This window comes from Allobosea lathyri, assembly GCF_900108245.1.
In the GTDB taxonomy this organism is placed as follows: Bacteria; Pseudomonadota; Alphaproteobacteria; order Rhizobiales; family Beijerinckiaceae; genus Allobosea; species Allobosea lathyri.
In genome coordinates, this window is sequence record NZ_FNUY01000017.1 from 1 (window position 1) to 19,848 (window position 19,848).

A 19,848-nucleotide genomic window follows, 5' to 3' on the forward strand; every position below is an offset into this window, starting at 1 on the left:
GTGCAGAAATAGCGGCGCGGCGTCACGTCCGAGAGCACCTGGCCATCTCGGTCCTGGAAATGGGTGATGCTGATCATCGGTGCGCCCGAGCCCTCGGTAAACTCACGCCTGTGGCAATCCATGCAGCGGTTGGTGTTGAGCGTGAGTTGGTAGCCGTCGATCGAATGCGGGATCACAGGCGGCTGCTCGGGATAGTTGCGCATCCGCCTGACGTCATCGACGATCGGGCGGCCGAGCGCGGGCACCCGTTCGAGCTCCATGGGCTGCGCGTTGCCGGTCACGCGCGGTACGATCCTGATCGGCGCTCCGTCCTGCGAGAGCGCGCCGACGGTGAGGACGACGAAGGCTGCCAGGGCAGTTCCGAGAAGGGTCCAGGAGCGCATCAGGCTCAGACCGCCAGGATCTTGACCGCGCATTTCTTGAAATCCGTCTGCTTGGAGATGGGATCGGTGGCGTCGAGAGTGGTCTTGTTGATGAGCTGGCTGGCGTCGAACCACGGAACGAAGATCACGCCTGACGGCATGCGGTTGCGGCCTCGCGTTTCGACGCGGGTGCGCATCTCGCCGCGCCGCGAGATGATCCGGATTTCCGCGCCTTGGTTGAGCCCGCGGTTGCGCGCGTCCTCGGGGTGCATGAAGCAGCGCGCACCGGGGAAGGCTTTGTAGAGCTCCGGCACGCGCATGGTCATCGAACCGGAGTGCCAGTGTTCCAAGACGCGCCCGGTGACAAGCCACAGATCGTACTCGCCATCGGGCGATTCCGCCGGGGGCTCGTAGGGCACAGCTATGATGCGGGCCTTGCCGTCCTTGTTGCCGTAGAACTCGACGCCTTTGCCAGCCTTGACGTACGGATCCAGGCCCTCGCGGTAGCGCCAGAGCGTCTCCTTTCCGTCGACAACCGGCCAGCGCAGGCCGCGCACCTCGTGGTAGAGGTCGTAAGGTCCGAGATCGTGGCCATGGCCCCTGCCGAAAGTGGCATATTCCTCGAACAGCCCCTTATGGACATAGAAGCCGTATTGCTTTGATTCCTGGTTCTCGTAACCAGCTTCAATCTCGGAAAGCGGAAATTTGTCGACGTTGCCGTTGCGGTAAAGCACGTCAAACAAGGTCTTGCCGCGATAGTTCGGATTGGCCTCGAGAATCTCGGCCGGCCAGACCTCGTCGGTCGTGAAGCGCTTCGAGAATTCCATGAGCTGCCAGAGGTCGGAGCGGGCCTGGCCGGGCGCGTCGACGAGCTGGTGCCAGACATGGGTGCGCCGCTCGGCATTGCCATAGGCGCCCTCCTTCTCGACCCACATTGCGGCGGGCAGGATCAGGTCGGCGGCCATTGCCGTCACGGTCGGGTAGGCATCCGAGACGACGATGAAGTTCTCCGGGTTGCGATAGCCCGGATAGGTCTCGTTGCTGTTGTTGGGCGCGGCCTGGAGGTTGTTGTTGACCTGGATCCAGTAGAAATTCAGCTTGCCGTCCTTGAGCATGCGGTCCTGCTCGACGGCGTGGTAGCCCGGCTTCTCCGGGATGATGCCATGCGGAATTCGCCAGATTTCCTCGGCATGCTTGCGGTGTTCGGGGTTGGTCACCACCATGTCGGCCGGGAGGCGATGGGCGAAGGTGCCGACCTCGCGCGCCGTGCCGCAGGCTGAGGGCTGGCCGGTCAGCGAGAACGGGCTGTTGCCGGGCTCAGAGATCTTACCCGTCAGCAGGTGCAGGTTATAGACCATCTGGTTCGCCCAGACGCCACGCACATGCTGGTTGAAGCCCATCGTCCAGAGCGACATAACCTTGCGCTTGGGATCGGCATAGAGTTCGGCAAGCTGCTGCAGGAAGCCCGGCTCGACCCCGGTCAGGGCGGAGACCTTCTCCAGCGTGTAGTCTTTCACAAAGGCGGCGAAGGCTTCGAAGTCGATCGGAGTCGTGGCGGTGACGTCGGCGGCCTTGCGCGCTTTCATCTCGCGCGGATCGTCCGGACGGAGGCCATAGCCGATATCCGTGGCGCCCTTCAGGAAGGTGGTATGCTTGTCGACGAAATCCTTGTTCACCCGCCCGGTCGAGATGATGTGGTTGGCGATGTAGTTCAGGACCGCCAGGTCCGTGCCCGGCTTGAAGATGATCGGGATATCGGCGAGGTCCGAGCTGCGATGGGTGAAGGTCGAGAGCACCGCGACCTTCACATGCGGATGGCCGAGCCGACGGTCGGTCAACCGGGTCCACAGGATAGGGTGCATCTCCGCCATGTTCGAGCCCCAGAGCACGAAGGCGTCGGCATGCTCGAAATCGTCATAGCAGCCCATCGGCTCGTCCATGCCGAAGGTGCGCATGAAGGCGTACGCCGCCGAGGCCATGCAGTGACGGGCGTTCGGATCGAGGTTGTTGGAACGGAAGCCGGCCCGCATCAGCTTGGTCGCGGCATAGCCTTCGAAGATCGTCCACTGCCCGGAGCCGAACATGCCGAGCGCGGTCGGCCCCTTCGCCTTCAGCGTCTCCTTGGCCTTGGCGGCCATAGTGTCGAAGGCCTCCTCCCAGGAGACCGGGGTGAACTCGCCGTCCTTGGCGTAAACGCCGTTCTTCTTGCGCAGCAGCGGCTGGGTCAGCCGGTCGCCGCCATACATGATCTTGGAGAGGAAATAGCCCTTGACGCAGTTGAGGCCACGGTTGACCTCGGCCTTAATGTCGCCATGGGTGGCGATCACGCGGCCTTCCTTGACGCCGACCATGACGCCGCAGCCCGTCCCGCAAAAGCGACACGGCGCCTTCGACCATTTGATCTGCAGCGCATCGACGCCGCCCGGCACGGGCTGGGCGCTGGCGGGGAAGCTGACGTGGGCGGCCAGGGCGGCGACGCCGGCAGCCTGCGCCTTGATTAGCTCGCGACGAGAGACCGTCATCGGTCGCCTCCGTGGTCGTTCAGGGGTTCGATCTGCTCGAAGACGAGATTGGCCGAGAAGACACGGTCCATCAGCGCCATTTCCGTCAGGCGGCTGCCGATATCGCCATTGTTCTCGCTTTCCATCACGACGATGATCTTCGTGCCCTCGATGCCGTGGATCTCCGTGCCCGGCATCTCCGCAATGCAGCGGGCCACCTCCGGGCAATCCTCGGCACGAGCCGTCACGACGGCGCTGGCGATATAAAGAAAGCGTGCGGAACCAGCTTGCCCGGTTCCCTCATCGGACGCGATGCGTCCTTTGAGAAAGTCGCGCCGGTCGATGCGATGCTCGTGCGCGGACATGGGGCGGCCTTAATGCGGAGGGCCGGGAGGACCGAGAACGACCTGCGACATCCAGACAAGGAAGCCGTAGCCGCCAACGATTCCGACAGCGATGATGGGCCAGATCAGGACAGCCAGAACAAGAAAGGCAGCGATTTCCGATCGCCGCGTCGGCCTGTCGTCAGCTTCAGGGACGCCAGAGCCCGCTGTCTCCGTCATCATCTCTTCCTTTAGGCCGCCCCAACGATCACTTACTGTACTGAGCCATTTAGAGATTGAGGAAAGAGAATAAGGGTTCGGCGGTCCTTGTCCATGCCTCCTATGCCAGTGAGACGTGCAACAGGCATCGTCTTTGACATGGCGCAAATCCGATCGAACGGATGCAATATGTCGATCGGTCATGGCGTCGTACTTGCATGTCCGTGCTGGTCATTTTCCGCCGGCTGAGCGGGGCAATCCTGACGGCAATGACCAGTGATCCCAATTTTCTGCGCGGATTGCCTCCGTTCGCGGCCCTCCGCTCTGAGGCAGAATCTCCAGGGTGTCTGATGAGGGCCAGCATTCGCGCCTTGCTGCCCGGACAATCGGAATTCCCGAAAGCGGACCAAACCCTCCCCGGCGGGCCATCTTTGGGCTTGCTGGCCACGCGCCGCCGATGTCTCAGATGGGTCGGTCGAAAGCGGACATCGGCCGCCGCCGACCGGATCGGGGTCCGCCGGAACAGCCCCCGTCACCGCGCTGTCATATATCCGCACCCTTCGTAATCTTCCGTTCTTTTGGCTAGGTGACGTTCCTCTAAGCCGACCGAAGGGGCTGGGTCGCGCCATAACCAGACATTGGAGCTTCGCCCTGAAGCGGACGTTCGCATGGCGGACGAGAGGTCTGTTGGCGACCCAAGTGAGACCTTCGCGGCAGAGCGCAGTAGGGGGAAAGATGGCCCTCAGCAGAAGTCGAGACGTCTGCTTTCCGGCAGGTTGGGATAACGCTCAGTCCGCGTGCTGAGCAAGGCAGACAGCGGCGCAGTGAGTAGGGCTTGATCCAGCCGGGATTCGACACGGCTGCGCGCGCGGCGGAGGTAAGCCACCGCATTTTATTCAGGCTGTTCGACTCGGGAGAAGCGTCCTCTTGCTTCAGTCGTAGGATTCCCGTCCTCGCCGAGTGGTATTCGATGACGGCGTTTTCGATGCTAGCCATCTTGCTTAGAATCGGGCGCCTGGGACACACCTAAGAATGCAATCGGGGGAGATTCTGCAGCGCACCCAAGCTGCTTGGCATTATGCCAAGAGTGACCGGTAGAGCTGCCAGTATCGATCCGCCATGCGGTCCACCGTAAAGCGCGCGGCGACTGAGGCTCGGCAGGCGGCGCGATCGAGATCTCCGATACGGCCGATCGCGTCCACGGCTTCATCGAGATTGTCGACCAGAAAGCCGGTCACACCATGCTCGATCAGCTCCGGCATCGAGCCGCGTCTGGAGGCGATGACCGGCGTGCCGCAGGCTAGCGCCTCCACCACCGACAGCCCGAACGGCTCGTCGAAATTGACGAGATGAAGCAGTGCCCGTGCCGATCCCAGCGCCTTTGTGCGAGCCTCGCCGCCGACCGGGCCCAGATAGGCCACCGAACGGCCATCGAGCGCAGGGACGACCTGCTCGTTGTGGTAGCCCTGATCCTGAACGATGCCGGCCATGACCAGTCGCCGCCCGGCCCGACGGGCCGCGGCGATCGCGTCCGCGGCGCCCTTGTCGGGATGGATGCGGCCGAAGAAGAGCAGGTCTTCGCTGCCATCGGCATCGAAGGGAAAATCCTCCAGCCTGATCCCGTGATGGATCGTCGCCGCATAGCGCAAATCCGGATGCCGATCGGCATCGCTGATCGCGACATAGTGGACGCGATCCTCATAGGCCTTGAAGGCTGGCAGGATGCGGTCCGAGGAGAAGCCATGGATCGTCGTCACCACCGGCGTCTCGACCAGCCGCGAGAAGGCGAGCGGCACGAAATCCGCCTGATTGTGAATGAGATCGAACTCGCCCGCGCGCTCAAAGACATGGGCGACATGGAGCATCTCCCAGACCTTGGCGTCGATCGTGGGGTCTTCGGAATAGGGCGCCGGGCAGACCCCGGCCAGCGTTCCCGCCGTCCGGCTGTCCTTGGTGGCGAAGAGCGTGACGTCGAGGCCGCGCGCGACCAGCGCCTCGGTCAAGAGGCTCGTCACGAGCTCCCAGGGTCCGTAATGGCGCGGCGGGGTGCGCCAGGAGATTGGCGCCAGCATGGCGATGCGCAAGGGAGCGTCCTTTCCGGGCATGCGATCAGGCGGCGAGGATCACGCCCTCATCCCCCCGCAGCAGCAGCACATTGTTTTCGATCACGAGCGATTCAGCACTCGTCGACAGCAGCAACCGCCAATCACTCGGCGATTCCGGCAATTCCAGGCGCTGCGATTGCCCACTGAGATTGAGCGCCACGACCAGTCGTTGCGCCCCGTGCCGGCGTTCATAGGCGAGCACATCTTCCTCGGAGTCCAGCAGCATGAAATCACCGATCGCCAGGGCCGGATGGGCACGCCTGACAGTCAGCAGGCGGCGATAGAGCGTCAGGAGGGAGGCGGGGTCCTCAGCCATGACCGCCACGTTGCGCACAGGCCAATCGGCATTCAGCGGCAGCCAGGGCGATGCCGTGCTGAAGCCGGCATTTGCGCTTGCCTCCCCATGCACGCTTGCCTCCCCATTCACGCCTGCCTCCCATGGCATCGGCGTCCGGACCGGATCGCGGCCCAGACCGAGCCCGGGCTCGCGGAGTTCCCGAGGGTCCTGAACCTGGGCGGGCGGGATCTGGACATCGCTCAGGCCCAGCTCGTCGCCGTAATAGAGGGTGGGCGTTCCCCTTAGCGTCAGCAACAGCATCGCGGCGATACGAGACTGGGCCTCTCCGCGCTTGCTGGCGATGCGCGGCCGGTCATGATTGCCGAGCACCCAGTTCGGCCATCCATCCGGCGGAAGCGCCGCCTCATAATCGGCGATCAGCCTTGCAAGCGCAGGCGCCTGCCATGGCGCATCGATGAGCTGGAAATTGAAGGGCAGGTGCAGCTCGCGCCGCTCACCGCCGTAATAGGACATCAGGCGATCGACCGGCAGATAGATCTCGCCGATCAGCACGCGCTCGCCTTCGCCTCTTGTCCCATACTCATCGGCGATGGCGCGCATCTCTGCAGCGATTGCATGGATTTCGGGTTGGTCGGTCGAGTGAAGCTGCAACAGGCGATGCATATCGCCCATTTCGGGCCGATAGGCGGGATTGAGTGGGTTGTCTGGAAAATCGGCTGCCTTGACCATGTGCCAGAGCACGTCGATGCGGAAGCCGTCCACGCCGCGGTCGAACCAGAAACGTATGACCTCGTACATGGCCAACTGCACGGCCGGATTGCGCCAGTTGAGGTCCGGCTGCTCTTTCAGGAAGGCGTGGTAATAGTACTGACCGGTGGGCTCGTCCCACTCCCAGGCCGAGCCGCCGAAATCGCTGATCCAGTTGTTGGGCGGCCCGCCATCGGGAGCCGGGTCGCGCCAAATGTACCAGTCCCGTCTCGGATGATCGCGCGAGGACCGGCTCTCGACGAACCAGGGATGATGGTCGGAGCTGTGGTTTGGCACGAAATCGAGCACGAGCTTCAGGCCGCGCGCATGGATCTGCGCCAACAGATCGTCAAAATCGGCAAGCGTGCCGAAGCGCGGATCGACATTGCAATAATCGGCAACGTCATAGCCGAAATCGGCCATGGGCGAGGGATAGATCGGTGAGATCCATATCGTGTCCATGCCGAGATCGGCGAGATAGTCGAGCCGCTGCGCAATGCCCGCGAGGTCGCCTATGCCGTCGCCATTCGTATCCTGAAAGGAGCGCGGGTAAATCTGGTAGATCACGGCCGCCTGCCACCAGCGTGCGATCATGCGGATCGGAGCTCGATCGGGCGGACAACCATGGCTGACGCCTCCTGCTTCCAAAGCCTGCGACGAGAGAATTTTCTAGGAATACCGGTGAAGAACCGTCGAATTTAGCGCCAGATCGTAGATGGTTGATCTTATATTTATCAGGTCGGTCGATATTACTATCGTAATTCGCGCCAACGCAGCGCCTGCATTCGCATCGGAACAAATATACGGCGACCGCGTTATTTATGAATGACTATTGTAGCACGCAAGAAAATCGGCGCCCCTGAAATGTCCGGCTCCGCCCCGGTGACGGTGCGGGAAATCTCGCCTTTGCATCACGACATGGATTTGTCGCTCCCGACCCATGCGCCCGATAATGTCACCCGAAAGAGCCAGCAGCTGAAAGTCCGGGCAGCCGCTGGCCGCCAGATCGATAAGGCACTCGCCAAGATGCCGGCTTCGGACGCGACAAAAGCCTCGCGCAAGGCCAAACTCATCGATCTGCCGGAGGGCACTCCGCCCAAGCGGAGCCTCGCCTAACCAATCCCTGCCAAACGAAATCTCCAAAAGGTCGGTGAGCAGCCAGCGCAATCCATCGCTCTTGAGGTTCAGGTCGGGCTCACCCAGAAAAAACGCACTATGCCGGTTGCGTTTACTCGGGCGCTTTTACTTGGGCGCTTTCGGCTTTGGCAAAGCAGCTTCGCCAGCCGCGCGGTCGAGCGCCTCCTTGTTCAGCCGTAGCTCCTTCAGCCTCGCGGTGTTGGCATCGCGCGCCTGATTGGCGGTATCGGTTTCCGACATCACACGGCCTCGCGGCGGGGATTGGGTTTGCGTCTTGAGGAATGCTGCCTCAGCCTGCACGCGGGATTTCGAGTTCTCGACCAGGTGCTCATCTCCGAGTTGATACCAGCCTCAACGGCCCATGATGCAACAATGGGCCGGATACGAAAAAGGCCAGGTTTAAACCTGGCCTTCCCTGTTCATCCTCGCAGTCGATGCCAGTACATCCGTGGTCATCGGCGAAGTTGAATATCGATCACGCAGCCTGCAGCTGCTCGGCGGCCAATTTGCCGGACTTGTTGTCCTTGACCATTTCATAGCTGAGCTTCTGGCCTTCCACGACCTCGCGCATTCCGGCGCGCTCGACGGCGGAGATATGGACGAAGACGTCCTGACTGCCGTCATCGGGCTGGATGAAGCCGAAGCCCTTGGTGGAATTGAACCATTTCACTGTGCCGGTGGCCATGGTGAACTCTCCTCTTGATAATATTCGTCGGCCGCTGCGCGAATGCACGACGGGATCAGCACGATTTCGAAAGGGAGTTCGTCAAAGGCGCGTTGAAGCGCGAAAAAACAACAGCCAACCAAACAAATATCGGCAAAGTCACGATAAGCTGAGATCTTAAGAAAGTCAACCTTGAGTTAATGTCAATTGCATCTTCTTGAAAAGATTGCCGTTCGCCGTCAATTTCAATACCGGCGAAATCGCGGCTGTCAGGTGCGCGGCATTCCCGCACAACTCAGCCAGGCGGGGAAGACGATTTCGGGCTCGTCCCGATGAGTTGGCCGTGGCCGATCGCCCTTTCGAAGCCATCTGCACCGCGAATCCTGTATTGCCGCTCGCCATCCTCGCGCGTCGGCATGACACGAATGATCTCGTATTCGCCCGACCCTGATTGATCGGCGAAGCCGAACGACAAGCGCACGATGTCGCCGACCTTGATGGGCTGTTCGGTCATCGCGTGTCGCTTTCAAGTGCAGCTTGGTCTGCCGGAAGCCGTTCCGCTTCGTAACAGGCGCCTGGTCGCGCATCGCAGCGCTCCATCGATTGCAGGAGGGCAGCGATGCGGATCGTCGCGAAATTGCAGAAGGTGTCGGAGACCGCATAGGGCAGAATGATCTGGTCCCCGTGGCGCATCGCGCCGCAGGTGTAGACGACATTGGGCACATATCCCTCGCGTTCGGATGGCTCAGGGCGAACAAAGGGTTCGCGGGAGCGCGCGAGCACTTTCGACGGATCCGCCTTGTCGAGAAGTACGGCTCCGATCGAATATTTCCGCACCGGCCCGACGCCATGGGTCAGCAGCAGCCAGCCTTCGTCGAGTTCGATGGGCGAGCCGCATGTGCCGATCTGGATGAATTCCCAAGGGAATTGCGGCTTCAGCAGGGCGACGCCCCCGTCCCAGGTGAAGAGGTCGTCGGAGTAGATCAAATAGAGGTTTTCGCTGTCCTGCCGCGCGATCATGGCATAGCGGCCACCGATCTTGCGCGGAAACAGCGCCATGCCCTTGTTCACGGCGGCCGAGCCCCGCAGCGGCGACATCCGGAACGACAGAAAGTCGCTGGTCTCGATCAGTTCCGAGCGGATGCCCTTGCCGTTATAGGCGGTGTAGGTCGCGCGAAACACGGTCCGTCCGTCCTCGTCAAAAGCGACGAAGCGCGCATCCTCGATCCCATTGGACTGCGATGCGGTGACCGGAAAGATCACGCGCTCGCTGATGTCGCCATCGGGCGAGAAGACCACTTCGACGTCCTCTCCGTCGAGACGCGCCATGCGGTTGCGCAAGGTGGCGATCGAGGCCAGGCGCGAGGTTGGATCGACGCTGACGCTGCCATCGTTTGCGATCGATCCCGAGCGGAACGTCAGGGACGAGATATGCCCCTCTCCAACGGCGCGAACGCTCAGGACGAAGCGAAGCCCGCCTTCAGGAGCGCCGGACTGATCAGGATGCGAGACGATGCTCGGATTGAAGAGCGCCGCCGCCTCGAACGAATACTCGTGCAGGAAATAGGATCCCACCAACCGGCGCTGGACCTGCGTGAATTCGCGATGGGTCTCGAAAGCCTCTTCCATCTCGTTGGCGCGGGCCTCGAACCTCTCCAGAAGGTTGCGATGCCTGCCCTTGAAATTCTCCAGCACCTCGGTGAGCAGGTTTTCCGCTGTCGCAGGGTCGAGCGACAGGACCCGGTCGACGATATGGTTCGCCCGGAGCTTGTCGGTGTGGCTGAGATCGCTGGGCTCGGCCTGGGGGCCGAACCGACGCACGACGACGCGGGCAGGATCGGGGCGCAAATACAAGGCCTGCCGGTTGAGGAAGGTACGTTGGGACAAGGCGACCCCAGTCTCTTTTTTTGCGCGTTCGCCGGAGGCTCAGGCGTGCAAGGCCCGAAGCGGCGCCAGTTTCGGGCGATCCCCGCTGATGCGGGCTAGCTGGCGAATCTCGGCGAGGCTGAGCAGGTAGGATATCACGGATTCGCCGCCGCGGTTCTCATTTGGCCGGTCACGATGCAGGCCGTCCCGACAGGCGCCTGTATCCAGATCGACCAGCGGCGACGAGAGATCGTTATGCCCCAGGAACCAGGCGAAGGCGCGCGCGGCCTCGGCCCGCCATTGCGGGTTGCCATCGGCCCGCAAAGCGGCAAGGCAGGCCGAGACAGTCGCCGTCGCTTCCAGCGGCTGCTGATCGAACGCCTTGGGCGCGCAGCGCTTGTCGCCGAAACTGTCCGAGCCGACCGGCCTGAACAAACCCGCCGGCGTGGTCTGCAGGCCTGTGAGCCAACGCAGCGACCGCAAGCCGGCCTCGACATAGGCGGGGACCTTCATCGAGACGCCGGTTGCGATCAGGGCCTGGGGCAGGCGCGCATTGTCATAGGACAAGCCATCCTCGAACCAGACCCAGTCGGGGGTCTCGACCTTCGACATCAGGCCGAGCAGCCGGTCAGCCAAAAGCGTGCGCAGCCAGATCGCGGTCGGTGGCGCGCCGACAATCGTGCAATAGGCGTCGAGGCCGAGCAGGGCGAAAGCCCAGGCGCGGGGCGAAGTGAAGCCCTCGACGGTCGGCAGGGATTCCGCAAACAGGGCTGCGGCCCATCGCCGGCGCGAGGGGCTGACATCGCTGCGTGCGCATTCTCCGAGCGCCCAGAGCGTGCGTCCGTGACTGTCTTCCGAGCCGGTATCCTCCAGCCAGCGCCGGTCGAAGCTCATGAAATTGCGGAACCGTCGGGTATCGGGATTCCAGGCGTGCTGCACGAAGGAGGCGAAGCGCGCCGTCAGCGCTTCCGTCAGGCGTGACTCGCCAGTGCTGTTCAGCACGCAGGCGAGGAGCAGCGCGCGGGCATTGTCGTCGACGCAGTAGCCATGCGTGCGATCCGGCACGGAATGGACGGCGTGCTGGAACAGCCCGGTATCGTCACACATGCACAGGAGATGGCCGGTCTTCATCTCGGGCGGAGCGGCCATCTGTAGCGAAGGGCTTGTCTGGGCCGGGCTCGCGACGACGCTGAGCACACGGCCGCGGCGCGCCGTCTCGAAGGCTGCGAGATAGCGCTTGGCTGTTCGCTCCCATGTCATAGAACGGCTGCTCGCATAAGCGCGCAGCCGCATTGCCTGCCGCCGTTCGTCATCGGTCAGCAACCCGGCGATTTCGTCGCCGATGGCCACAGCGTCGCCGAACGGCACCAGGATACCGCGGCCATCGGCGAGCAGTTCCTGCGCATGCCAGTAAGGTGTCGAGACGACCGCCTTGCCCAGGCCGAAGCTGTAGGCCAGCGTGCCCGACGTCATCTGCGCCTCCTTGAGATAGGGCGTGACATAGACGTCGCACATCGAGATGAAGCCGAGCAGCGTCGCCTGGTCGACGAACTGGTCGAGGAAGACCACGTGATCCTCGACGCCGAGTTCGCGCACGCGGTTCATCAGGCTGGCGCGATAGGCCTCGCCCTGTTCGCGAACCAGATTGGGATGTGTCGCGCCCAGAACCACATAGACCGCATCGGGACGGCGTCTCAGGATCGAGGGCATCGCGTCGATCATCACCTCGATGCCTTTGTTGGGCGACAAAAGGCCGAAGGTCAGGATGACGGAGCGGCCGCTGAAGCCGAGCCTGGCCTTGGCCTCCTCGGGCTCGAGAAAGGCGAATTCGGGAATGCCGTGGGCGATGACCTCGATCTTGTCGGCGGGGAGCCGATAGACCGTGCGCAGCAGGTGGCGCGCCTTGTCGGCCATGACGACGACCCGTGCCGAAGCGTCGATGATCCGCTCCATCACATCGCGCTGCGCACCTGTCGGCGCGGCCAGCACGGTGTGCAGCGTGGTGACGACCGGCATTGTCAGGCGCGAGAGCAGCGTCATGAGATGGCCGCCGGCCTCACCGCCGAAAATGCCGAACTCGTGCTGGAGCGAGACGACGTCGAACCGCCCGTCATTCAGGAAGTCGGCGGCACGCGCGTAGTCCTCCAGCTTGTCATCGCGAACCTGACAATGGACGGAGGGCGGATAGTCATAGCCACGGCCATGGTCGTTCATCGCCACGATCGATGTGTCGACATCCGCGCCCGAGGCCGCGGCGGCCAGCTGAAGATCGGTCGTGAAGGTCGCGATCCCACAGCGCCGCGGGAGAGAGTTGCCGATGAAGGCAATGCGATGGATCGGGCTCATGATTGTGCCTCCGTGAAAGAATTCGTCGAACCCGCAAGCGCGGGAAGCGGCGCGGGTGACTGAAAAGCGGGATTGCCAGCGGCGAATGCAGCGCTGCCGTCGACAGCGCGGAGGAAATCGCGGATGGGTTCTGCGGCGTCATAGGCCACAAGGCAGGTCACGCCATTGCGGCCCGCCTCGATGCGCATGAGCTGGTCGTCAACGAAGCAGCCCTCGCCAATGCCGGTCTGGGACGGCCCGAACCGGGCATTGCCGTCGATCACGACCAGCCAGGTCTCGCATCTGGCATCCAGTTCCCACGTAGCCCCGGCTGCCAGATCGAGCCGTTCGAGGATGAAATACGGGCTTGCGACGAGCAGGGTCCTGGCGTCGCTCAGGCGCTGCGGCGGCGTCTGCTCGTCAGACGGCCTGGCGTGGGCAGCCGCAACCCCGCTTTCGATGTGAAGTTCGCGGGCGCGGCCATGGTCAAACAGGCGGAATGTCGTATCGCTTCGCTGCTGGATTTCCACCAGCACGAGGCCGGGGCCAATGGCGTGGATCGTTCCGGCCGGCACGAAGATGACATCGCCCTTCACGGCCCTGCGCCATTGCACAAGATCGGCGATCGAGCCATCCGCGATGGCGGCCCGCAGCTGGGAGCCCGTGAGCGCGGACTTCAGCCCAAGGCCGACAGTGGCATCAGGCGTTGCCGAAAGGATGTACCAGGCTTCGGTCTTGCCGTGCGGCAGCCCCATCGCCTGCGCCATTGCGTCGTCGGGGTGCACCTGGATCGAGAGCGCCTCCTGCGTAAACAGCAATTTGAGCAGGAGGGCGGCTTCGGGCGCTTTCGGATCACGACGCTGGAACCAGAGTTCGCCGATCGCGGCGTCGCCATGTTCGGCCTCGCTCCAGGGCAGAAGCTCGGTCGATCCCCAAGGCTTGGGTACAAGCTGAATTCTGGCTTGTTCGAGCGCCATATCGGTCTCCTGGTTCGCATTGCCGTCGATCCCGCGACAGGGTGTCGGGGACACGGCAATGGTCGGCGACGGCTTCAATGGCGCTGGTGTCGAGGGGGCAAGGCCCCGTCGCGAGCGGCGTCATGCGCGGCGTAGCGCGCGGAAAACGGGTCAGGCCCACCCCATTGCTGGAGCGGGCTTGCAACCCGAGAAGGGAATGCCGGCGCGCGGTGCGCCGTCATCAGTTGGTCAGGCGATCAGCTTACTCGATGACCTGAACGACGCGGCCGGTCCTGGGATCGACCAGTACGGTGCGGTTGTTGACCACCGTGTAGCGATAGCTGGTCTCGCCATATTCGCGGGGCACGTCGTAATAGGTGACCCCCTCGTTCGGCAGTGTGGCGCCTACGACCACCGGCTCGGCATAGGTGTAGGACGGACGGCGCTGTTCCACGACATAGGTCTGGAATCGCGGGGTCTGGTCGCCGATGATGGCACCGACGACGGCGCCCCCGACACCACCAACGACGGCACCGATCGGGCCACCGACGATAGCACCGCCGACCGCTCCAGTCGCAGCACCGCCGACAGCGCCGCCCTGAGCCGCCGGAGCGTTCTGGGCGAAAGCCGTCGCAGGCGCGATCGAAATCGCGGCCAAAAGCAAAATTGTCTTCATCATGGAAGTAATCCTTCGCATGAACCGGCGAGAAAGGATATCCGTCAAGCTGGTCAAGTGAACTTAAAACGGCAAATTACATAAAAGGTTCCGATTTTTATTTTTTGATAACGTCGCGTCTCACGAATAAATACCCAGTCATCCAGAAACGGAGGTTGGTTTTTATCGACATTATTTAGTGGAGTTCGACCTGCCGGGTCGGAGCCCGGCTGGTATGTCGAAAGCTCTGTCTGTCGATCTTCGTTCGGGTGCTGGCGGCGGTGGTGCGCGGGTTGACGCATCGGAAAGCCGGCGAGCGGTTTGGCGTGAGTGCGGCCAGCGTCAGCCGCTGGCCCAAGCTGGAGCGTGAGCAGGGTGATGCGCGCCCCGGCCCGCTTGGCGGCGACAGGCGCTCGCATCGGCTTGAGCGGCATGGTGCGGTGATCAGCGCGCGATAGTCAGCGGGTCGTGGTCGATTGCGGAGATTGGTTCCGGTGGCTGTGAGCGGACATTCGCCTTGCAGTAATCGCTGCATCTTCGATGACGGGTAAGGTGCGGGGGCTTGCCGCCAACCCTGCGGACGTGCCTTGTGAAAGACTGATCATTTCTCAAAAGCCGCACAGGGCGCCTGGCGATCATCGGTTTTTATTCTCGGTCAGCCGCTCGTCTCCGCGCTCGATTATCTCGCACAGGCCTTCTTGGAGATAAAACTATGTTCACGCACGTCATGATCGGCAGCAACGACCTGGAGCGGGCTAGAGATTTCTACGACGCCACATTCGCCGCGTTAGGAGGCGAGCCTGGCGAGATAGATGCCAGAGGCAGGCTGATCTATGCCCATAAGGGCGGCCGGCTGATGATTACGAAGCCGATCGACGGCAATCCAGCGACCGCGGCCAACGGTGGGACCATCGGCATCGCCGCTGCGAGCCGTGACCATGTTCTCGCGTGGCATAAGGCCGGCACCACGCGTGGTGGAACGGCGATCGAGAGCCCACCCAGCGAGCGTCCGAACGGAGCCTTCGTCGCCTACCTTCGCGATCCGGACGGAAACAAGCTCACCGCGCGCTCTCAGCCGACGAAGTAGCACAATCGGCAACAGCCCCTCCGGAGATCATCCCGCTCCCGGGAAATCCGCCGGCCAGCGGACGGTCCAATCTCATCCTCTCCTTTCGGGATCGGCTGCCAGGACGCTGACCTCGCCGTAGTTCCAGATCAGCCCGCCTGGGCCGCTGCCGGCACTGCCAAAGTCGCCGGAATGCGCCGACCCGCGACATCGGCCGATGGCATGGGCAGTCCCCACGCTTCTGCAATCAAGCGCCAGCCTGTACGAAGAGGGTAAGCCGTGGCGACAGCGGCTAGGCAGAAACCATTAGGGAGATCTCGCCCCCGTGCCGACCGGACGCATCTTCACGACAGGCCAGATGGCCGCTCTTGCCCGCAAGCGCCTGCCGCGCGCGATCTTCGATTTCGTCGAGGGCGGCGCTGGCTCAGAAACCGCCGTGCTGAGAAACCGGGAGCGCTTCGAGCAGATCGCCCTGATGCCGCAGGCCCTGCGTGACTGCTCGGCGGCCCATTCCGAGATCACGATCTTCAGTCGCCGTTACGCCGCGCCCTTCGGCATCGCCCCGATGGGCTTCGCCAACCTCGTCTGCCCTGGGACGGACCTCGCTCTGGCTCGCGCGGCAAAGGCGTGTAACATCCCCTATGTCCTGTCCACGGCTGCGACGACCTCGATCGAGACGATCGCCGGCGTCGCGCAGGACAATCTCTGGTTCCAGCTCTACCCCGGCGCCGATGAGGACATCGCCGCAGCGCTGATGGAGCGGGCACTAAAGGCCGGCGTCACGACCCTCGTCGTCACCGTGGACATCCCTGTTCCGGCCAAACGCGTCCGCGATCTCACCAATGGGCTGGCCATCCCGCTTCGCCCGTCGCTGCGCACGGTTCTCGATGTCGGGCGGCACCCCGCCTGGCTGCTGCGGGCAGCCCTCGGCGAGCGTCCCGGCATGGCGAATTTCGTGGAGAACAAGGGTTCGATGAGCGGTTTGGCCCACGCCGAATTCGTCTCGCGTCAGCTCTCCTGCCCCGGTCTCGACTGGAAGCGGATCGAGCGCATCCGCAAGGCCTGGCCGCATCACCTCGTCATCAAGGGCATCCTGAACCCGCAGGATGCCCTTGCCGCCGAACGGATCGGCGCCGACGGTCTCGTCGTGTCCAACCATGGCGGGCGCCAGCTCGATTCGGCGCCCTCTTCGATCGAGGTCCTGCCCGCGATCCGCGAAGCCTGCGGCGATCGATTGACGTTGATCCTGGATAGCGGCGTGCGCACCGGCGACGACATCGCGCGCGGTCTTGCTTCGGGGGCGGACTTCGTCCTGTTGGGACGGCCGTTCCTGTTTGCCGTGGCGGCGCTTGGCCTGACGCGCGGCCCGACGGAGATCATCGACGTCCTTCGCGCCGAATTCCTGAACACGCTGATCCACCTCGGCTGCGCCGATCCTTCCGAGCTCGGCAGCGACCATCTCTGGCCAAGGCAGGGAGCCAACCGATGAAGATCGCGATCATGGGAGCTGGCGCCGTCGGCTGCTATTACGGCGCCATGCTGGCGCGGGCCGGCCATGCGCTGACGCTGATCACGCGGCCGCAGCATGTCGAGGCGATCAAAGAACGCGGCCTCGTCTTCGAGACCAAGGCTTTCACCGAGACCGTCCCGGTCACCGCGACGACGCAGCCGTCCGGCGTCGCCGACGCGGAGATCATCCTATTCTGCGTGAAATCGGGCGACACGGCTTCGGCCGGCAATGACATCGCATCCCACCTAGCCACTGACGCCTCGATCCTGAGCCTGCAGAACGGCGTCGACAACGCCGAACGCCTGCAGGAGGTCTTGGGACGGCCGGTGATCCCGACCGCGGTCTATGTGGCCTGCGAGATGTCGGGGCCGGGCCATGTCAGGCATCACGGCCGCGGCGAACTGGTCATCGGGCCCAGCCCTTCTAGTGCAATGATCGTCGAGACTTTCGGACAGGCCGGCATCGGCACGGAGATCTCCGACAACGTCATCAGCGCGCTCTGGACCAAACTGATCGTGAACTGCGCCTACAACGCCCTCTCGGCCATCCCGCAACTGCCCTATGGCCGGATGACCGCGGTCGAGGGCGTCGGCGCCAGCATGACCGACATCGTCGCGGAATGCCTGGCCGTGGCGAAACGCAAGCATATCCTCGTCGACGAGAGCATTCTGGACACCGTGCTGGGTCTCGCCTCGGGGATGCCGGACCAGTTCTCCTCGACCGCGCATGACCTCGCGCGCGGTAAGATGACCGAGATCGACCACCTCAACGGCTATGTCGCCAGGACCGGCGCACAGCTTGGGATCGCGACACCGGCCAACCGCCTGCTTACCGTCGTGGTCAAGCTGATGGAGGAACGTTCCAGGTCCTGAACGCCGCGCCTGCCCGATGCGTCGAGCCGCCGGGCCGGCATGCAGCCGCGTTCATTGTCGCTCGCAGCCGACGCTGCCATTCTGCCCGCACGCCGATAACGGCGAAGCAAAAAAATCAGGCAGGAAACGACATCCATGAAGCGCAGATCCTTTCTGAAGGGCGCCGGCGTCGGCGTCGGCGTCGGCGCCGCCGCCGGCATCGCATCCCCCGCCATTGCCCAGAGCGCACCGACCGTCACCTGGCGCCTGGCCTCGAGCTATCCGAAGTCGCTCGACACGCTCTACGGCTCCTGCACCTACCTGTCGGAGGCGGTGTCGGCGATCACGGACGGCAAGTTCAAGATCCAAGTTTTCGCCACCGGCGAGATCGTGCCGGCTTTGCAGGTTGCCGATGCCGTGACCAACGGCACTGTTGAGATGGGCCATTCCGGGTCGTATTTCTACACCGGCAAGGACACCGCCTTCGCCTTCGGCACGGTGATCCCCTGGGGACCCAACAGCCGCCAGATGCAGGGCTGGCTGTTCCATGCCGGCGGGCTCGAACTGCTCAACGAGTTCTACGCCAAGTTCAATATCTACAACCTGCCGGCCGGTAACACCGGCGCGCAGATGGGCGGCTGGTTCCGCAAGGAGATCAAATCCGCGGCCGACCTTCAAGGCCTGAAGATGCGGATCGGTGGTCTCGGCGGCAACGTGCTGCAGAAGATGGGCGTGGTGCCGCAGCAGCTCGGCGCCGGCGACATCTACCCGGCGCTGGAGCGCGGCGTTCTCGATGCTGTCGAATTCGTCGGACCCGCCGATGACGAGAAGCTCGGCTTCGCCAAGGTCGCGCCGTACTACTACTATCCCGGCTTCTGGGACGGCAGCGCCGAACTGAGCTTCTTCATCAATCTCGAGAAGTGGAACAGCCTGCCGCCGATCTACCAGAAGGTGCTGAGGACCTGCGCCATGGCTGCCGGCCATGACATGCAAGCGAAGTACGACGTCCTGAACCCCGCCGCGCTAAAGCGGCTCGTCGCCGGCGGCGCGCAGCTTCGCCCGTTGCCCAACGACATCCTCAAATCCAGCTACAAGATCACCAAGGATCTTTACGCGGAGATGTCGGCCGCCAATCCCAACTTCAAGAAGATCTACGACCACCTCTGGGCGTTCCAGCAGGACAGCCTGCGTTATTGGCAAATTTCCGATTTCTCGTTCGACTACATGGCGGTGACCGCTCTGCAGCAGCGCTGGGCGGACGGCTGACGCTGTCCTGCGCGGACGATCATCAGGCGCCCGCCTGTTGATCGTGATCATCGATGGCGATCTCAGGTCTGGAGCGGATTTGAGAATAGTGCCCAGCCGTGAAACTCGCCCACGATGCGTTGATCGGCGACAGAGCTCAGCCCGTGTCCGGCCCGGGCTCAATGCTACCTCGCGCCAACAGCAGACACTGAGCAGTGGTCGCATAGCGGCCATTGCGAAGCGTCGGTGCTGAGAGCCAAACCCGGAACGGTGCGCCTATTAGAAGCTGACCCTGAGTTGGGCTGTAGCGCCGACGCGGCGGGTGTTGGCCGATAGTTCCGAATCGACCCGCATGCTGAGGCTGACGCCTTGGCTCACCCTGATGTCGGCGCCTGCCGCCAGCAGGGCTGCATTGCGGCCGGGCTTCGCGCCGCCGGCCGTGAAACTCGCGCCGGGCAGGCCGTTGAGCGAGGCGGTGAGGTCCGCGTCGCAAGGCACGCGTCCACTCGCGCGAAGCTGAATGACCGGTGACGGCCGGAACGACGCCGGAAAGACAGGGAATCCGGGTCGATACAGCCGCGAAATAACGTTGTGCCAAGAGAGGATGGTTGGAGGTGCGCGTTGGCCCCCGGCCGTTAAAGCCCATGCTCAGTTGAATCGCTGGAAAGCGGACAACCCAGGCCGGCGAGCAGAGCGATAGTTGTGTAGTCCTCTCACACTGCTGCCGATCCGAGGAACAAGCGACCCTTGCCTGACATCATGGGCATTTCCTCCTTGGAGGGGCCGTGAATTTTACGGACGATTGCTCGGGTTAGGGGAGGCCCGAAACCTGAAGTTCAACTTCAGCCGCGGCACTATCAAATGTTAAGCTTTGCGAGGCGGCTTTGCTTCCTTCCCAGCGCGGAACGCCACTCACGGCGCTTTGCCTGGTTCAATCGAGACTGTCGCTTTGCGTTCCGTGCAACCCGCTCATGAAGCTTGACAGTTACCTCGACTAAAAAACTTAAATAATTCAGTA

At 63.1% G+C, this 19,848-nt stretch carries 19 protein-coding genes and 1 pseudogene; 6 read left to right on the plus strand and 14 right to left on the minus strand.

The genetic code is table 11. The features are described 5' to 3' along the window. The 6 genes from C4S73_RS25555 to C4S73_RS25585 all read right to left on the minus strand — a co-directional run. On the minus strand, positions 1–416 hold a 416-nt coding region (locus C4S73_RS25555), incomplete at its 3' end, for a nitrate reductase cytochrome c-type subunit (protein WP_103873596.1). Continuing rightward, a complete protein-coding gene (gene napA / locus C4S73_RS25560; protein WP_103875420.1) occupies positions 389–2,884 on the minus strand; it encodes a periplasmic nitrate reductase subunit alpha in 2,496 nt (831 codons plus the stop codon). The genes C4S73_RS25555 and napA, both read right to left, overlap by 28 nt. Further along, positions 2,881–3,228: a chaperone NapD gene (locus C4S73_RS25565; RefSeq protein WP_103875421.1), complete on the minus strand. Its 348-nt coding sequence runs from the start codon at positions 3,226–3,228 to the stop codon at positions 2,881–2,883. The genes napA and C4S73_RS25565 overlap by 4 nt, the downstream gene beginning before the upstream one ends. Before the next feature lie 9 nt (positions 3,229–3,237). Beyond that, positions 3,238–3,429 carry a periplasmic nitrate reductase, NapE protein gene (gene napE, locus C4S73_RS25570; protein WP_425290378.1) on the minus strand — a complete coding sequence of 64 codons (192 nt, stop codon included), beginning with the start codon at positions 3,427–3,429 and terminating at the stop codon, positions 3,238–3,240. Between the two features lie 1,052 nt (positions 3,430–4,481). Beyond that, the gene (locus tag C4S73_RS25580; protein WP_103875487.1) at positions 4,482–5,489 is read right to left on the minus strand and encodes a glycosyltransferase family 4 protein; all 1,008 of its coding nucleotides are present in this window, start codon (positions 5,487–5,489) and stop codon (positions 4,482–4,484) included. A gap of 25 nt (positions 5,490–5,514) precedes the next feature. After that, positions 5,515–7,149 carry an alpha-amylase family glycosyl hydrolase gene (locus C4S73_RS25585; protein ID WP_103875423.1) on the minus strand — a complete coding sequence of 545 codons (1,635 nt, stop codon included), beginning with the start codon at positions 7,147–7,149 and terminating at the stop codon, positions 5,515–5,517. A 270-nt stretch (positions 7,150–7,419) separates the two neighbouring features. Here C4S73_RS25585 and C4S73_RS25590 point away from each other — a divergent pair, with 270 nt between their 5' ends. Beyond that, positions 7,420–7,671, plus strand: coding sequence for a hypothetical protein (locus C4S73_RS25590; protein WP_103875424.1), 252 nt, complete (start codon positions 7,420–7,422; stop codon positions 7,669–7,671). A 126-nt stretch (positions 7,672–7,797) separates the two neighbouring features. Here C4S73_RS25590 and C4S73_RS29020 read toward each other — a convergent pair whose 3' ends face one another. The 7 genes from C4S73_RS29020 to C4S73_RS25625 all read right to left on the minus strand — a co-directional run bounded on the left by C4S73_RS29020 (position 7,798) and on the right by C4S73_RS25625 (position 14,182). After that, on the minus strand, positions 7,798–7,932 hold the full coding sequence (locus tag C4S73_RS29020) for a hypothetical protein (RefSeq protein WP_342210595.1): 135 nt from the start codon (positions 7,930–7,932) through the stop codon (positions 7,798–7,800). 235 nt (positions 7,933–8,167) lie between these two features. Further along, on the minus strand, positions 8,168–8,377 hold the full coding sequence (locus tag C4S73_RS25600) for a cold-shock protein (RefSeq protein WP_103875426.1): 210 nt from the start codon (positions 8,375–8,377) through the stop codon (positions 8,168–8,170). Positions 8,378–8,651: 274 nt separating this feature from the next. Then, positions 8,652–8,870: a hypothetical protein gene (locus tag C4S73_RS25605; RefSeq protein WP_103875427.1), complete on the minus strand. Its 219-nt coding sequence runs from the start codon at positions 8,868–8,870 to the stop codon at positions 8,652–8,654. Further along, on the minus strand, positions 8,867–10,243 hold the full coding sequence (locus C4S73_RS25610) for a glycoside hydrolase family 130 protein (RefSeq protein ID WP_103875428.1): 1,377 nt from the start codon (positions 10,241–10,243) through the stop codon (positions 8,867–8,869). Before C4S73_RS25610 ends, C4S73_RS25605 begins: the two co-directional genes overlap by 4 nt. Positions 10,244–10,282: 39 nt before the next feature. Next, positions 10,283–12,568 (minus strand): glycosyltransferase family 4 protein, encoded by a 2,286-nt coding sequence (locus C4S73_RS25615; protein WP_103875429.1) that lies wholly within the window; start codon positions 12,566–12,568, stop codon positions 10,283–10,285. Next, entirely contained in the window at positions 12,565–13,524 is a 960-nt protein-coding gene (locus C4S73_RS25620; RefSeq protein WP_103875488.1) for a class I mannose-6-phosphate isomerase, read from the minus strand. The genes C4S73_RS25615 and C4S73_RS25620 overlap by 4 nt, the downstream gene beginning before the upstream one ends. A 241-nt stretch (positions 13,525–13,765) precedes the next feature. Beyond that, positions 13,766–14,182, minus strand: coding sequence for a DUF1236 domain-containing protein (locus C4S73_RS25625; protein ID WP_103875430.1), 417 nt, complete (start codon positions 14,180–14,182; stop codon positions 13,766–13,768). A gap of 211 nt (positions 14,183–14,393) precedes the next feature. On the opposite strand from C4S73_RS25625, the pseudogene C4S73_RS25630 reads away from it, so the two are divergent. The 5 genes and pseudogenes from C4S73_RS25630 to C4S73_RS25650 form a co-directional block, all read left to right on the plus strand. After that, positions 14,394–14,604, plus strand: a pseudogene (locus tag C4S73_RS25630) (IS630 family transposase); the annotation flags it as partial. Positions 14,605–14,870: 266 nt separating this feature from the next. Further along, positions 14,871–15,245 (plus strand): VOC family protein, encoded by a 375-nt coding sequence (locus C4S73_RS25635; protein WP_103875431.1) that lies wholly within the window; start codon positions 14,871–14,873, stop codon positions 15,243–15,245. Positions 15,246–15,549: 304 nt separating this feature from the next. Continuing rightward, the gene (locus C4S73_RS25640; protein WP_103875432.1) at positions 15,550–16,713 is read left to right on the plus strand and encodes an alpha-hydroxy acid oxidase; all 1,164 of its coding nucleotides are present in this window, start codon (positions 15,550–15,552) and stop codon (positions 16,711–16,713) included. Further along, positions 16,710–17,606 carry a ketopantoate reductase family protein gene (locus tag C4S73_RS25645; protein ID WP_103875433.1) on the plus strand — a complete coding sequence of 299 codons (897 nt, stop codon included), beginning with the start codon at positions 16,710–16,712 and terminating at the stop codon, positions 17,604–17,606. Before C4S73_RS25640 ends, C4S73_RS25645 begins: the two co-directional genes overlap by 4 nt. 135 nt (positions 17,607–17,741) lie before the next feature. Further along, on the plus strand, positions 17,742–18,851 hold the full coding sequence (locus C4S73_RS25650) for a TRAP transporter substrate-binding protein (protein WP_103875434.1): 1,110 nt from the start codon (positions 17,742–17,744) through the stop codon (positions 18,849–18,851). A gap of 258 nt (positions 18,852–19,109) precedes the next feature. On the opposite strand, the gene C4S73_RS25655 is transcribed toward C4S73_RS25650, so the two are convergent. Further along, complete coding sequence (locus C4S73_RS25655; protein ID WP_103875435.1) at positions 19,110–19,328, minus strand: hypothetical protein; 219 nt, start codon at positions 19,326–19,328, stop codon at positions 19,110–19,112. Positions 19,329–19,848 lie beyond the last annotated feature (520 nt).

Excerpts from the sequence above, each read along its gene's own strand:
- napA (WP_103875420.1), bottom strand. The coding sequence starts at position 2,884 with ATGACGGTCTCTCGTCGCGAGCTAATCAAGGCGCAGGCTGCCGGCGTC.
- C4S73_RS25565 (WP_103875421.1), bottom strand. The coding sequence starts at position 3,228 with ATGTCCGCGCACGAGCATCGCATCGACCGGCGCGACTTTCTCAAAGGA.
- napE (WP_425290378.1), bottom strand. The coding sequence starts at position 3,429 with ATGATGACGGAGACAGCGGGCTCTGGCGTCCCTGAAGCTGACGACAGG.
- C4S73_RS25585 (WP_103875423.1), bottom strand. The coding sequence starts at position 7,149 with ATGATCGCACGCTGGTGGCAGGCGGCCGTGATCTACCAGATTTACCCG.
- C4S73_RS25590 (WP_103875424.1), top strand. The coding sequence starts at position 7,420 with ATGTCCGGCTCCGCCCCGGTGACGGTGCGGGAAATCTCGCCTTTGCAT.
- C4S73_RS29020 (WP_342210595.1), bottom strand. The coding sequence starts at position 7,932 with ATGTCGGAAACCGATACCGCCAATCAGGCGCGCGATGCCAACACCGCG.
- C4S73_RS25600 (WP_103875426.1), bottom strand. The coding sequence starts at position 8,377 with ATGGCCACCGGCACAGTGAAATGGTTCAATTCCACCAAGGGCTTCGGC.
- C4S73_RS25605 (WP_103875427.1), bottom strand. The coding sequence starts at position 8,870 with ATGACCGAACAGCCCATCAAGGTCGGCGACATCGTGCGCTTGTCGTTC.
- C4S73_RS25615 (WP_103875429.1), bottom strand. The coding sequence starts at position 12,568 with ATGAGCCCGATCCATCGCATTGCCTTCATCGGCAACTCTCTCCCGCGG.
- C4S73_RS25620 (WP_103875488.1), bottom strand. The coding sequence starts at position 13,524 with ATGGCGCTCGAACAAGCCAGAATTCAGCTTGTACCCAAGCCTTGGGGA.
- C4S73_RS25625 (WP_103875430.1), bottom strand. The coding sequence starts at position 14,182 with ATGATGAAGACAATTTTGCTTTTGGCCGCGATTTCGATCGCGCCTGCG.
- C4S73_RS25635 (WP_103875431.1), top strand. The coding sequence starts at position 14,871 with ATGTTCACGCACGTCATGATCGGCAGCAACGACCTGGAGCGGGCTAGA.
- C4S73_RS25645 (WP_103875433.1), top strand. The coding sequence starts at position 16,710 with ATGAAGATCGCGATCATGGGAGCTGGCGCCGTCGGCTGCTATTACGGC.
- C4S73_RS25650 (WP_103875434.1), top strand. The coding sequence starts at position 17,742 with ATGAAGCGCAGATCCTTTCTGAAGGGCGCCGGCGTCGGCGTCGGCGTC.